This window comes from Lentzea sp. CA-135723 (assembly GCF_050936595.1).
GTDB lineage: Bacteria > Actinomycetota > Actinomycetes > Mycobacteriales > Pseudonocardiaceae > Lentzea.
Genome location: NZ_JBNJMK010000004.1, coordinates 1 through 12915, shown reverse-complemented (window position 1 = coordinate 12915; position 12915 = coordinate 1). Strand labels below are relative to the sequence as shown.

General features: G+C 68.9%; 17 protein-coding genes. 3 read left to right on the top strand and 14 right to left on the bottom strand.

Annotated features, from left to right (window positions below):
- From ACQEU1_RS45100 to ACQEU1_RS45045, 12 genes are all read right to left on the bottom strand, one after another.
- Positions 1–330: a GNAT family N-acetyltransferase gene (locus tag ACQEU1_RS45100; RefSeq protein ID WP_433217400.1), complete on the bottom strand. Its 330-nt coding sequence runs from the start codon at positions 328–330 to the stop codon at positions 1–3.
- Between the two features lie 235 nt (positions 331–565).
- Complete coding sequence (locus tag ACQEU1_RS45095; protein ID WP_433217299.1) at positions 566–1594, bottom strand: DUF3560 domain-containing protein; 1029 nt, start codon at positions 1592–1594, stop codon at positions 566–568.
- Positions 1595–1805: 211 nt separating this feature from the next.
- A complete protein-coding gene (locus tag ACQEU1_RS45090) occupies positions 1806–2684 on the bottom strand; it encodes a hypothetical protein (RefSeq protein ID WP_433217297.1) in 879 nt (292 codons plus the stop codon).
- 140 nt (positions 2685–2824) lie between these two features.
- Positions 2825–3055, bottom strand: a complete 231-nt coding sequence (locus ACQEU1_RS45085; RefSeq protein ID WP_433217294.1) for a hypothetical protein — start codon at positions 3053–3055, stop codon at positions 2825–2827.
- Between the two features lie 84 nt (positions 3056–3139).
- Complete coding sequence (locus ACQEU1_RS45080) at positions 3140–3865, bottom strand: hypothetical protein (RefSeq protein WP_433217291.1); 726 nt, start codon at positions 3863–3865, stop codon at positions 3140–3142.
- Positions 3866–3952: 87 nt separating this feature from the next.
- Positions 3953–4882: a DUF7221 family queuine tRNA-ribosyltransferase-like protein gene (locus ACQEU1_RS45075; protein ID WP_433217288.1), complete on the bottom strand. Its 930-nt coding sequence runs from the start codon at positions 4880–4882 to the stop codon at positions 3953–3955.
- Positions 4883–4993: 111 nt separating this feature from the next.
- Complete coding sequence (locus ACQEU1_RS45070) at positions 4994–5206, bottom strand: hypothetical protein (RefSeq protein WP_433217285.1); 213 nt, start codon at positions 5204–5206, stop codon at positions 4994–4996.
- Between the two features lie 129 nt (positions 5207–5335).
- The gene (locus tag ACQEU1_RS45065) at positions 5336–5941 is read right to left on the bottom strand and encodes a hypothetical protein (protein WP_433217282.1); all 606 of its coding nucleotides are present in this window, start codon (positions 5939–5941) and stop codon (positions 5336–5338) included.
- Between the two features lie 186 nt (positions 5942–6127).
- Complete coding sequence (locus ACQEU1_RS45060) at positions 6128–6859, bottom strand: hypothetical protein (RefSeq protein WP_433217279.1); 732 nt, start codon at positions 6857–6859, stop codon at positions 6128–6130.
- Between the two features lie 194 nt (positions 6860–7053).
- A complete protein-coding gene (locus ACQEU1_RS45055; protein WP_433217276.1) occupies positions 7054–7572 on the bottom strand; it encodes a hypothetical protein in 519 nt (172 codons plus the stop codon).
- A gap of 143 nt (positions 7573–7715) precedes the next feature.
- Positions 7716–7973, bottom strand: a complete 258-nt coding sequence (locus ACQEU1_RS45050) for a hypothetical protein (protein ID WP_433217273.1) — start codon at positions 7971–7973, stop codon at positions 7716–7718.
- A gap of 172 nt (positions 7974–8145) precedes the next feature.
- Positions 8146–8904 (bottom strand): hypothetical protein, encoded by a 759-nt coding sequence (locus tag ACQEU1_RS45045; RefSeq protein WP_433217270.1) that lies wholly within the window; start codon positions 8902–8904, stop codon positions 8146–8148.
- A 549-nt stretch (positions 8905–9453) separates the two neighbouring features.
- Here ACQEU1_RS45045 and ACQEU1_RS45040 point away from each other — a divergent pair.
- The 3 genes from ACQEU1_RS45040 to ACQEU1_RS45030 all read left to right on the top strand — a co-directional run bounded on the left by ACQEU1_RS45040 (position 9454) and on the right by ACQEU1_RS45030 (position 11514).
- A complete protein-coding gene (locus ACQEU1_RS45040; protein ID WP_433217267.1) occupies positions 9454–10221 on the top strand; it encodes a hypothetical protein in 768 nt (255 codons plus the stop codon).
- Positions 10134–10679 carry an Rmf/CrpP family protein gene (locus tag ACQEU1_RS45035; protein WP_433217264.1) on the top strand — a complete coding sequence of 182 codons (546 nt, stop codon included), beginning with the start codon at positions 10134–10136 and terminating at the stop codon, positions 10677–10679. The genes ACQEU1_RS45040 and ACQEU1_RS45035 overlap by 88 nt, the downstream gene beginning before the upstream one ends.
- A gap of 187 nt (positions 10680–10866) precedes the next feature.
- Entirely contained in the window at positions 10867–11514 is a 648-nt protein-coding gene (locus ACQEU1_RS45030; protein ID WP_433217261.1) for a hypothetical protein, read from the top strand.
- A gap of 183 nt (positions 11515–11697) precedes the next feature.
- On the opposite strand, the gene ACQEU1_RS45025 is transcribed toward ACQEU1_RS45030, so the two are convergent.
- Entirely contained in the window at positions 11698–11916 is a 219-nt protein-coding gene (locus ACQEU1_RS45025) for a DUF397 domain-containing protein (RefSeq protein WP_433217258.1), read from the bottom strand.
- Positions 11913–12915 (bottom strand): helix-turn-helix domain-containing protein (locus ACQEU1_RS45020; protein ID WP_433217255.1); only part of this gene is annotated, 1003 nt, incomplete at its 5' end. The genes ACQEU1_RS45020 and ACQEU1_RS45025, both read right to left, overlap by 4 nt.

The window sequence follows — 12915 nt, the reverse complement described above, 5'->3', positions numbered from 1 at the left end:
TCAGGCCACGAGCGGGCGTATGCCCTGGTCAGGTGTGTGATGCAGGCGGCCGTCGTCGGCCTCGCGGAAGCCGAGCCGGGTGTACCAGGCGGTCAGCGCCTCGGTGTCCGGCGGCGGGTGTTCGGCGGTGAGCCCGGGGAACTCGAACGCGGCCGCGCACAAGGCGAACGTCCAGCCCGGGAAGTGGGCGAACAAGGCCTGCAGCAGCCGGGAGGCGTAGCCCTGGCGGCGGTGCGCGGACAGCATGTGCACGTGCTCGACGTGGATCAGGCCGTGGTCAGTCCAGGCGCTGACCTGGGCGACGTCGTGGCCGGCCAGGCGCAGGACCAGGAGGCGGTGCGCCGGTCCCTCACCGGGGCACCGGCACGATCCGGCCGGCGGCCGCGGGCGTCATCACGCCGACGGGCGGGTGCATGAGGTTCACAGGGGCTTCCTGGCGGTAGAATGCCGGTCGTTCCTTGATCCGGCTGCGGTTGCGGTTGGGTTGTCGCGGGAACATGGAGGGGCCAGCCTCGCGAACCCGCTCGCAAGAGCGGATGTGCTGGCCCCTCACTCCTTTTCCGGGCTAGGCCCCAGGCGCGTTCGGCGTCGCCGTGGCGGAGCGGTGGTCCTGGATCTCGTAGTGCTTGCGCTTGAGGGTGAACCCGTAGGCCTGCACGGTCACCGTGGACCTGTTGACCTTCAGCACCGGGTACCACTCGGGGCCGCCCCGCACGCCGGTCTTCACGACGTCGCCGGGCTTGATGTCGGCGAGCGAGCCGCCCCAGGCGCGGCCCGCGCGCACGTGCTCGGCGTACAGCTCGCGGGCGTGGGCGAGCTCGGCCTCGGCGTGCGTTTTGCGCTCGTGGAGCTGGGTAAGCCAGGTCCCTTCGGCGGGCTTGGTGACGGTCTGCATGTAGACCGTGCCGTGCCCGTCGCGGTGGTTGCGGACGTTGCCGCTGATCTTGCGTCCGATGCCGCGCAGGTCGGCTTCCAGCTTGTCGATGCGGCGGGCCAGGACCACGGGGTTGTCCAGGCTCTCGGCGGTGTGACGGGCGGCGTCAGCTTGGGCGGCCGCCACACCTGCCTCCTTCTCCAGTTCGCGTGCCTGCTCGTTCTTCGTGTGGATCTTTTCCAGGTCCCGCATCGCCTTCGGGGCGCTGTGGTGGCCGACGAGGATCGGTTGTCCTCCGGCGAACCGCTGGGAGATCTGGTCGGCGCGGTCGCGCAGGGCCGTCGAGTGGCCGGACAGCCGCGCGGCCTTGCTGTCGAGGTGCTCGGCGCGCTGCAGGGCGTCGTCGTGCTTGTCGGCCCGCACGGTCGCGGCGTCGCGCGGCGTGGCGTCGATCGTCACCGAGACCGTGAAACCCAGCTCGCGCACTGCCTGTGCCGCGCGGTCGATGCGGTTCCGGTTCGGGGCCTTGTCCCGGCTGTGCGGGATGTAGAGCAGCCCGTCGCGGGTCGGCTTCCAGTAGACGCCGGTGCCGCGCAGCGCGGCGAGGACGCCGTCGCCCCTGCGGGAGCCCTCCAGGGTCGTTCCCTGCGAGCTGGTGTGCTCCAGGACCAGGTCGGGTTCCTGGTCCGCGGTGGTGGCGCCGGTGGTGCTCTCGTTCATGCCGTCTTCGTCCCTTGGTTCGTGAGTTGTCGCGGTGCTCGCCGGTCCGGGTCGCGACACCCTGACCGGCAAGAAAAACAATAGCATATATATAAGGCACTCCGCAAAACCGCTGTTCAGAAGGCGGGATACGGTGTGAAGTGACAGAGGAGGGCCGCACCGCCGGTTCGCGCCGGCGGTGCAGCCTCAGATCGTGCGCCAGTCCCCGCGGTCAAGCGTTGAGCAAGCGCTCCAGCCGGACGTCGAGCTCCGTGACCGTCTGTTCCTCGGACAGGCCCGCCGGAACGGTGAACACGCCCATGTGCAGGACGTCGCCCGTCTGCGGGCGCAGTTCGTCGGCCAGCGCGGCGATCGCCTTCTCGTGCTCGCCCGGCGCGTCGGCCTGCTCGGCGCGGCTCGCCACGATCACCGCGTCCAGGTCGCCCAGTTCCGTCCACAGCACCGCGACGGCCCGCACCTGGGCCGGGTCGCAGCGGTGCGCCTCGGCGTCACGGACGGCCTCGGCGGCGGTGCCGCGTCCAGGACGCGCGGTGGCGCACTCGAAGCAGTAGGCCACGTGCTGGGTGCCGGTCTCGCCCAGGACGATGCGCACCACGTGGTCCGCGCGGACGTGCTCCAGGCGGAGAGTCCCGCACAGGATTCGCGTCAGGACTTCGAGCTGGAGCATGTCCTGCGGGGAGGCGGCGGGCGTGCGGACCAGCGCGGCGGACGCGGCATGCCCGTGGAGCCGGACCTCCTGGTCCCGTTGCCGCAGCGCGTGCGCGACGGGGCCGGGGCACAGGTCGCCGAACGGGCCGTGCTCGCGGCAGTAGCTGCACGCGATGGCGTTGGCGGTGATGATCTCGCTGTGCGCGTCCAGTCCCCACAGGACCTTGATGTCCTCGCCGGGGTTGTGGGTCCACACCACCGCCGTGGTCCGCACGTTCTCGGGGTCGCACACGTGATCCGCCGCGTGGTACTCGGCGAAGTGCTCGGAGTGTCCGAAGATCTCCTCGCCGCAGTCCGGGCAGACTCCGCCGAACAGCTCCAGTCCGCCTCGGTCGTGCATGGCCAGGGTGAACGGCACGACGAGGTTCCTGATCATGGTCATCTGTGTTTTTCTCCGGCTCGGGTGTGGTTGTCGCGGTCTCACCGGTCCTGGTCGCGACACCAGGATCGGCGAGAAGAACTATAGCATAGATAGATGGCAAACTGGTTGATCCGGTCTGATCGGGCCTGGCCTCGCGCTGCTCAGTCGGTGACCGTGAACCGGAACGCCAGTTCGCCGGTGTCGTTCTCGCCGGGCAGTCCTAGCGCGACGTCGAGCAGGGCCGGGGTGCGGGCCTCCCGGACGGGCGCGACGGCCTGGCCGTAGTCGGGCGCGGGGGTCGCTGCGTCGACCGCCCCCAGCTCGAACATCGGCTCCGTCCGCGCGGCGACCGGGCGGGGAGCTGGGGCGTACTCGGGGAAAAGGCTGTCCACGTGGTCCTCCGGTGCGCGACAGGAAGGGGTGCTGCGCAAGGCGAAGACTGGTGTGGGCGGGCAACTCGCCCGCCCACACCACGATCACTCGGTGGTGCAGTCATCCATGAAGGCCTCGAACGCCTGGTTCGCGATGTCCTGGAACGTCGTGCCCAGCACCCAGAAGATGTGCGGCTGGTCACCGATCGCGCAGACCAGCGCGCGCAGGTCTCTAGCCAGCTGGGCGTTGGGCGCGGGTTCGGACTCCAATCGGATCTCGTACGCCTCGGCCAGGTGCCGCAGGTCGGTCAGCAGGCTGGTGATCAGCCTCGTGGGCCCGAGGTTCTGCGTGGCGGGGAGGTGCCCGCCGTAGATCTCCAGGGCGTAGTCGAGCGCGTCCGCGTGGGGTGCGCGGGAGTAGTACGCGGCGACGGCGAGAGCCGCCTGCGCCGCCCGCCGCGTTCGGCTGCCGGGCTCGCTTTCCGCCAGCCACAGACCTGGGGTCAACTCGGCGGCCCGCTCGGCACTGGGCTGAAGGCACTCGGCGACGCCTACGAAGTCGTTGTCCGCGTTGCGTTCTGCGGAGCCATACCAGGTGTCGACCAGCTCGCGGTAGGTCTGCGAGCCGTCACGGGTCACCTGCCACGCCTCGGTGCGCAGCTCCGTCCGTCCGGTGCCCTCGTGGCCGAGGGTCACGAGGGCGTAGCGGTCGGCCCGCACCGCCTTGCCGTCGATAACGACCGTGATGGCGTGCACCCGCACGTCGCACTCGATCGTGGCGTCGAGCTTGATCGCCACCTCGACCACGGGGCCGAAGTCCTGTTCCGTCATGCGCGTTCCTCTGGGCTCGTAGTGGTTGCCGCGGTCTTGCCGGTTCGGGTCGCGACACCCGAACCGGCAAGAAGAACAATAGCACATTTAGAACGCGAGTGTGCGGGGAGTTCGCTGGGAGGGCAGCAGGAACTCCAGGTCGAGGCCGGTCTGAGTGGGGGTGACCAGCTTGGACAGGGTCTCCAGCCGCCACTGCAACGCCCAGCGCAGGCAGTTCTGGCAGGTGCCCTGGTGGGCGGTGCAGTCGGCCAGGCGGAGGTTCTCGTCGCGCGCGGTCCGCGACCAGGCCAGCGAGTCGGCGGAGACGATCATGTGCGCGATCTTGGGCAGGGAGTTGCGCTTGACGCCGAAGGCGTGGATTCGGACGCCGAGGCTGTGCAGGACGGTGATGATCGAGATGATCTCGGCGACCGAGTCGCGTCGGCAGATACTGCCCACGCCCACGAGGTCCTCGGCGGTCAGGTCGATCCCGGCGGCGCGGTACATCTCGATGTGGCGCAGGTAGTCCTCGATGGTCCAGCCCTGCAGCACCGGGATCCACCAGATGTGCGGGAAGTGCTCCCTCAGGTAGAGCAGCGAGTCGATCGTGTACTGCTGGTGCAGCCACACGGTCAGGCCGGTCTTGGCGATCACGTCGGGTTCGCACATGAAGTCCTGCGGCGAGGCCCACATCGGCGGCATGCCGAGGTCCTCGGCGAAGCGGTAGACCGCCCCGCCGTGCGCGTCCGGCGTGAGCTCGTACTCGCCGTGCAGTGCGAGCTGGTTGAAGCCGCCCGAGTCCAGGGCGTAGGGCGACATCGCCTTCGGGAAGGCGTCACCGCGCAGCCTGCGGTACCGGGCCAGGCTCGGCACCGTGGGGAACATCTGCTGGGCGAACGGGAACAGCAGGCGCCGCAGTTCGTCGTCGACGATCTGGTCCAGCTCCGCGGCGAGCTGGACGTAGCCGGCCGGGGTCCGCACGGACGAGATCTGCGAGAGGTGCCAGGGACGGTGCGTCCCGACGAAGTAGGTCTGCACGGCGGGCTGCCCCCAGGGATGACGTGGTTGTCGCGGGTCTTGCCGGTCCGGGTCGCGACACCCGAACCGGCAAGAAGAACAATAGCACCAATAAGGCTCAGGTGGTGGCTTTTAGTCGAGGAAGGTCGTCAGCGCCTCCTCTACCTCGGCGTCGGTGGCCTTGAGCAGGACCTCGTAGGCGGTCCGCAGCTCCAGCGGCTCGAACGTGGCGACGTCGTCGAGCGTCCAGGTCTCGCGCATCGACCAGGCGACCCCGTCGGGCGGGCTGCCCTTGTCGTAGGCCGGATCATCGACGACGACGGCGATGGCGGTGGGCAGGTCCACGTGAACTCCCTTGCGTGGTGGCCCAGGCGGGTCCTGGGCGCGTGTGTGTGCGGATTGAGAGGTGTGCGAGGCCTCCGTCCAGGCCTCCCGCGCGGGAGGCCTGGACGGGTTCGCGTTGTGGTGCAGGGGTTAGAGCGGCGCCGGGCTGGTCGCGGAGGCGTTCTCCGGCGCGGCGAAGACGATCTGTTCGCGGTAGTCGCCGCACGCGGCCAGGAGCAGGTCCTCGAAGTCGACGAGTTCGGCGGCGAGGCACGCGGCCCACGGTCCCCGGCACAACCGCTCCAGCTCGAACAGCATCGAGCGCAGCAGCTGCTGGAAGCTGTTGGCTGACCCGGTGTGCAGGTCGATGCCGCGCGCGTCCATCAGGTGCATCGAGCCGGCGAACAGCTCCCGCAGGATCGCGCTGTCCTCCTCGTCGACGAGGCGGGCGGTGTCGCGGTAGACCTGCAGCGCCAGTTCGCACGCCTCCTCCATGCGTTCGTCCGCGTACGCGGTCCGGTCGCCGAACCTCAGCGTGGAGTTCAGCGCGAGCCCGGCGTGCCACGTGTTGTCGCGGACCTGGTCCTCGCGGCTGCCGCCCCCGCGCCGCGTGTCGGCGTCGCCCCACAGGTCAGGGTCGAGGCCGTCGTACCAGTCGTGCGCGGGCACGTTCGGCTGCGCGTCGACCGCCTTGGCCAGGATGACGGGGCCGGGTGGCGTGAGTGCGGTGAAGTCGGTGGTGTGGAAGCTGAACAAGTCGATCGTTCCCCTGGGTTGGTGTTGTCGCGGTGTGCCGGTCCAGGTCGCGACACCCGGAACCGGTAAGAAGAACAATAGCACTAATGGTGCGCAAGCCGCAAACGGCAAAGGGCGCTGTCACGGGATGGAAGTACGAGGTGATGCGGGTGGAGCACGCCCGGCGTGCCCCACCCGCACGTGGACTCAGATGCAGCTGGTGTCCATGAACCTCTGGAACGCCCGGTACTCGATGTCCCGCAACGTCGTCGTACTGGCGCGCAGGGCGTCGGCCCAGCGGTCCTGCGCGGCGTGCCGGATCGCGGAGAGCATCTCCCGCAGGTCCATGGCCAGCAGCGACTTGGGGCCAGGTTCGGATTCCAGGCGGATTTCGCAGGCTTCGGCGAGGTGCCTCAGGTCGGTCAGCAGGCTCGTCAGCAGGTCGGCGAGGTTCCGCTCCGGCGCGAGGTCGACCAGGTCGCCGTAGGTCTGCAGCACGAGGTCGAGCGCGTTCGGGCTGGCCGCGCTCGGCTGGGTGAAGTACGCGGCCACGGCGGCGGCCGCGTGGGCCGCCCGGCGTGAGACAGTGCCGGGGGCGCTGGAGGTCAGCCACAACGTCGGGTCCAGGTCTTGCCCGCGCGGGACGTCGAGGTGCGGGCGTTCGGCCCGGCGGATGAAGTCGTCCTTGGCGGTGCCCTCGGCGCTGGCGTACCAGGCGTCGATCACCTCGGTGTAGGCCGGCGTGCCCGTGCGGGTCCAGTTCCACGCGTCTTCGCGCAGGCTCACCTTCGTCGCGGTCTCGACGCCGTAGGGCACCGCGTGGAACCGGGTGGGCCGCACCGCCTTCCCGTCGATGATCACCACCACGGTCTCTACCGTGGTGTCGATGTCGTAGGCCATCGCCACCTCGATCTCGGGCTCGCTGTTCTTGTCCGGCATGGATGTTTCCTTTGGTCAGTGAGGTTGTCGCGGTGTGCCGGTCCGGGTCGCGACACCCGGAACCGGCAAGAAGAACAATAGCATATATGTGCAGCAGTTGGTGAGTGCGTACGGGAAGGGGGCGGGGATGTTCTGCTGCGGCGGGGTCGCCGGGCCGCGTCTGCGGTCCGGCGACCCCGCCGTTCAGGCGTTCATCACGGCGCGGAGCAGTCCGAGAGGAAGGTCCGGTAGGCCTTCGCTTCGATCTCCTCCAGCGTCACGCCGAGGCCCTTGAGCGTGTCCGCCCACACGCCGTGCGCGGCGTTGCGGATCTCCAGCAGCATCAGCCGCAGATCCATCGCCATCGAGTCCTGGATCCGAACCACGGGGATGGCGTCCAGCTTGATCCCGTACGCCGCCGCCAGGTGCCACAGATCGGCCAGCAGGTCCCGCAGCACGACGTCGAGCGTGTCGCCCGCCTGCGCGTGGCCCATGAACGACCTGTACTCCTTGACCAGGAACTCGACCGGGCTCGACCCCATTTCTTCAGAGGTGAAGAGGAAGTCGCCTTCGGGGCTCCAGAGGAAGAACGCGCTGGCGGCGTCAGCGCCGTAGGCGGCCTTGCGGGTCGGCGTGTCCATGGCGGCCTCGTGCCAGCGGGGGGCGTCGAGATCGTCCGCCCGGTCGACGTCGGGCTCCACGCACGCCGCGGTGATCCTGACCGTCTTCATCATGTGCTGTGTCCTTCGCTGTTGTCGCGGTTCTTCTTGCCGGTCCGGGTCGCGACACCCTGACCGGCAAGAAGAACAATAGCACAGATGCGAATCATGCACCAAAAAACCAGGTCAGCGTCAGGAGGCGTGCGATCGCGGCGACATCAGCCGTCGCAGTCGTCGTAGCTCGGCCTGGTCCAGGACGCGGGCAGTTTCCCCCCGGCGCTGATGTGGTCCAGCAGCTGGTCCGCCGCCTCCTCGACCGCCGCGGTGAGCTCGTGCATGTCGGTGAAGTCCACGAAGTCGCCGTCCATGGACAAGCACATTCCGCAGCCGTCCGTGGCCCCGTCGTAGTACTTGTCGTGCCCGCTCGCAGCCAGCAGGAAGCTCAGTCGATCCAGAAGCCAAACCGGATTGCTCATTCGTCGTGGTCCCTTGGGTTCCGGGCGTGTCACACCGCCCGTTGTGGTGGTGGGTGCCTGGAGGCCGGCGCACGCGTCGCGCGTCACGCCGGCGGCCAGGTGTTCGGGCTCGGCGGTCTCGGACCTGGGTGGGCGGGCATGTCGGCCCACCCAGGTCATCGAGCGCGGCCGGTCAGCGGGCGCGGCAGAGGTCGGCGAGGAAGGTCGTGAACGCCCGCGACTCCACCTCGCCCGCCGAGCGCCCGGCCTGGGCCAGCTGCGGCGCCCATCGAGTGCGCGCGGCGTCGCGCAACTTCCCATGGAGCTCGGTGAGGTCGAAGGCCAGCGTCCCGTCCTCGGGCGTCCATCCGCTGTCGAGGCGGATACCGTAGGCCTCGGCGAGGTGCCGCAGATCGGTCAGCAGGCTGTGCAGCAGGACGTCGACCCCGCCACGCCTGGGGTGGTGGATGGCCGCGCGGTAGGCGTTGAGCGCGGAGAGCGCCGCCGTGGGGCCACAGGACCGCCGGTTGCAGGTGCGGAAGACGCGGGCGGCCACGGCGGCCTGCGCGGCCTTGCGCGTCGTGGTGCCCGGCTCGCTGCGGGTGAACCAGGCCGAAGGGGCCAGATCCGCCGCGCAGGCGATGCCGGGCTGGACCTGCGCGGCCGCTCCCGTGGCGCGGCCGCCGACCGCGTAGGCCTCCGCGTGGCCGTACCAGCGGTCCAGCAGGGACACGAACCCGGCCGAGCCGGTGCGGGTCGCGTCCCACGCGGCCTGTCGCAGGTCGGGCCAGGTGTCGCGGCCGTTGTGGTAGCGGACTTCGTGCACCCCGCTCGCCTCGGTCCGCTGGCCTCCGACGAACACGGCCAGTCGGGTGAGCACGCCGGTCGAGACGTCGATCTCGACCGCCACCTCGATCGTCGAGTCGCTGACCTTGCCGATAGTGCTTTTCACGTGCCTTTTCCTCCGGGATTGCTGGGTTGTCGCGGTCTGTCGATCCTGGTCGCGACACCGGAACCGACAAGAAGAACTATAGCATAAATGAAAAGCATCCTGGGGTGTTTTCGTTGGGAGACAAGAAAACCTGAGGAATCCAGCAGGGGAGTAGCTCGTCATCAGGTAGCCGGCCTTGCCAGGCTGGGTGCGCAGTGTCAGGCGGTCGAGCTGCGGGCTCGGCGGCCGCGTTCCGGTGGTCGCGCTGGCCCAGGTCAGCGAGGCACGCACCGACCGTGACCTGCCGCGCCCGGAACCGAGAACGCGCCGCGGGTTGGCGTAGCTCGCGGCACATCGGTGATCCCACCGAGATTCGCTACCGATTCCTGGCGCTTGTTGAGCCAACTTCTACCTATTTTCGCTGGTTGAGAGCATCGGCCGGTCCCTGCACAGGTAGAGAGATCACGACATAGGTGATCAGCACCTGGGGGAGGGGACATGTGCAGGGCACGTCACGAAGCACCGCCAGCTGGCCGGCGGTGCCCATGCCACAGCGATCCGCAGCGACGCGTGCTGGCCAACATCCGGCAACGGTTGGGCCGCTACGACCGGGCATGTCAGGCCGCCAACGACGCGGGCGACTGGGACCGGCTCGACCACTACGTCGCGCTGCTGGATCGCGACGTGGCCGAGCTGCAACGGCGCACCGGACAACCCGCCGAGGCCCAGGACGCGGCCGCCAGTTCCCAGCCGAGCCGGGCTGCGCACTACACCCCGGAGGTCACATGGCAGCTCACCGACGACGAACTGATGGCCCAGCTCTCTGAACTGCACGACGACCCGGCCGCGCAAGAACAGATCGTCGCGACGCTGGAGTGGCGTGAGGAACTGGTCCGCGTCCGCGATGCCGAAATCGCGGCGTGGCAAGCACAACAAGAAGCTGACCAGCGTGCCCGCGCGGCCGCTGAACAAGCCGAGATCGACGCCAGTCCCCTCACCAACCCGGCTCGACGAGCGGGCCGGAAACTCACGCCCGAGCAGACTTGCCGCGAGGAGTACGACAGCCACGTCTACACCTCTTACATCCTGGCGGAGATCGAGTGCCAGGGCCATCTGCTCAACCGTGAAGGCCTGGCCGCCGGCGTCGATCCCGAAACGCTGTTCATGGGACCGTCTGCGAGGGCGCGCAAGTACGCCTCGGAGGAACTGCGGACCTGGTGGGGACGCAACGGCCGCACGACCTACGCCGAGTGGCGCTATGCCTGGTTCGGCAGGGAATCCGACAAGGCCGCCGCCCGGACAGCCAAGGCGCAATCACTGGGAGAGGTGACCGCGTGAACTCGCACACGACATCGTCGCCGGTCTCGGACGATGCGCCAGGGCCCAAAAGGATCCTCGCCGTTCAGGCCCAAGGCCAGGCGGCTGCTCTGGCAGGCGGTCGCGTTGACAGCTGCCCGTGGAAGAACCCCTCCACCGACCAGGAACGCGCGCTTCAGCAGATGTGGATCCGCGGCTACGCGCAAGGCCGGACCGGGCTGCGAAAGAATCGAGCCGACTCGGTGCCGCCGACCGAGTCTCGACCGGAAAACCCCCAGACAGCGCGAAACCCGGCAACCCGTCGTCCGGCGGGTGAACCGGGTCCACTTCCAGCTCCGATAGGAACTGGCGGCACTCACGATAGCACGGGAGCCACACAAGGCCTGATGAGCGCCGAGGCCGCGCGGCCCACGCCGGCTTCCCAGCCCGAACAGGCCCCAGACAGCGCGAAACCCGGCAACCGACCGTCCGGACGGTGAACCGGGCCCACTTCCGGCCCCGATAGGAACCGGCGGAACAAAACTAGCACGCGTTGAGTCCACGCTGTTGTCGGGAAAGGCATCGAAGCTTCTGGTGGGCGGTGCATACTGGCACCGTCCACCACCCGAGTCGGGTGTTCGCGCCTCTCGAAGCACGTCGCTGGCCATCCTGAGACGAGGGCCGCACGTGACCGTTCAGACCGCTGACCTGCACGTCCCTGACCACACCTTCGGTCCAGGCGGCGTCACCACTTCCAGTGATTCCGACTATGTCCAGTCCGCGGCGATCAGGGGACCGGTCAAAGCGAACCGACAGCTCGCGGACAAGGCGGCGATGCTCGCGCGAGTGATGCGCACGACCAACTCCTTCACCTCGGCGCTGAGCACCTTTCTAGGCACACCACTGCGCCGAGAGCCACGCCGGCCTGACACGGTCCGGCCGGTCTCGTGGGATGACGCGGTGCTGCTCGACGTGGTCCCCGGCGACAACGCCACCTACCGCGAGGGGTGGCTCGCACCGCGCATCCACGGCCCGCAGTTCCGGGCGGCCGCGGTCACCGCACTGGTGCTCGAACACCGCTTGGGCCTGGACCTCGCCGGCCGCGAGGACCTGAAGCAAGGGGAGATCCCCTTGGGCCAACTGCTTCGCGGCGCCAACCGCGCCACCCACTTCGCCTACACCATCGCGTCCCAACCCCAGGACGGCCATCCCGTGATCCACGTCCAGGCCACGCTGCTACTCGGCGGCGTTCCTGTGGCTCTGGTCCGCGAGACCGTGATGTGGAGGGCGCTCACACATCGCGTCGGCAACCGGGCAAGCGCTACCCGGCGCTGATCTGGCGGCAAGAGGGCGGCTGCAGGTCCCCGCTGGGCGTGCTCGTGCCTGTCGCTTCCACCGAGGGCGTCTGCTTTGTCCGCGAACGCCATGGGGCGGTGCGCACGACGGCACCGGGGCGTCACAACGAAAGAGGCTCTCCGGCGGGTGCCGGAAAGCCTCCTCGCGTCGATCTCGCGTGCGCTAGCTGGTGAACGTGCCTGTCTTGGCGGCGCGGAGGAACGTGGTCCAACCTCCCGCGACGAGCAGTCGTCCCTGCTCAGGCTGCTTGCTGTGTTCGACGGCGACCCAGCCGCGTAGGCCGGCGACGCCTACGCAGGTGTCGCCGCTGCCGCTGTAACTGCTGATGACGAACTGCGCGTTGTCGAAGTCCTCGGGGAGAGGACGGGGGGACACGGTCACGTGTACAGCTCCTTGGCGAACTGCCGGAGGATTTCCGGTGTGCGATCTGGCGGTTCCGCTAGCTGTGCCAGTTCGGCGAACACCGCGTTGTAGACCTCGACGTGCTCGCGCTCCTCGATGAAACGGGAGCGGTGCAGGTCTTCGAGGTAGATCACTCCTAGATCATCGACCTCGTCCGCGTAGGGCAACGCGATGCGCGTGAACGGGCCGTGCTGTCCGCGGTGAGGACCCGATCGGCCGAGCAGGAACTGGATCGTCACGTTCGGTTTCGCCGCCACCTGCTCGATGTGGGCCAGCGTGGAGCGCATCAGCTCGTCGTCACCGACTCGCGTCCGCAGGGCCATCTCTCCCAGCACGATGTGGACCTCGGCGCGGTCGAGCACGCCCTGGCGCTGCGTCCGGATGTCGGCGCGTTCCCGCACCGCCTCGGGGCTGAGATCCAGCACGGGCATCTCGCCGGCGTTAGCGTCCGAACGCGGTGCCGGGGGAGTCGACGCCGCGATCATGGTTTCGGCGAAGTCCTTCGGCTGCAGCAGTCCGGTGAGCGCGTTGGGCTGCCAGATCTCCAGCTTCACGGCGCCCTGCTCCAGCCCGAGGAAGCGACGGAACCCCTCTGGGCCGTCGCGGTCCGGGTTGGCAGGGTCCTCCCACCAGCCGCGCTTCTTGGCCTTGCCCACGCGTTCCCGCAGCTCGGCCAGGCGATCCGGCCTGCCGTAGATGGACGTGAGCATCTCCAGGTCGGTGTATTTAGGCTGGTTGCGGCCGGTCTCCAGGTGTCCGAGTTTGGCCTTGGACATGCGCCCGTTTCTCGCCTTGACCTGTGCGAGAACGTCGTCGCGCTCCAGCCCCGCTTCCTGCCGCAGCTGCACTAGTTCGAGGGCGACCTGCCGGGCCTCCACCGTGGGGTTGTCGTCCAGCGGCCCTGTAGCTACCCGCCTCGCCACCCGCGCTTCCTCTCCTCCGGTGTCGCAGCACCGCGCCACGTCCCCTGAACTGCCG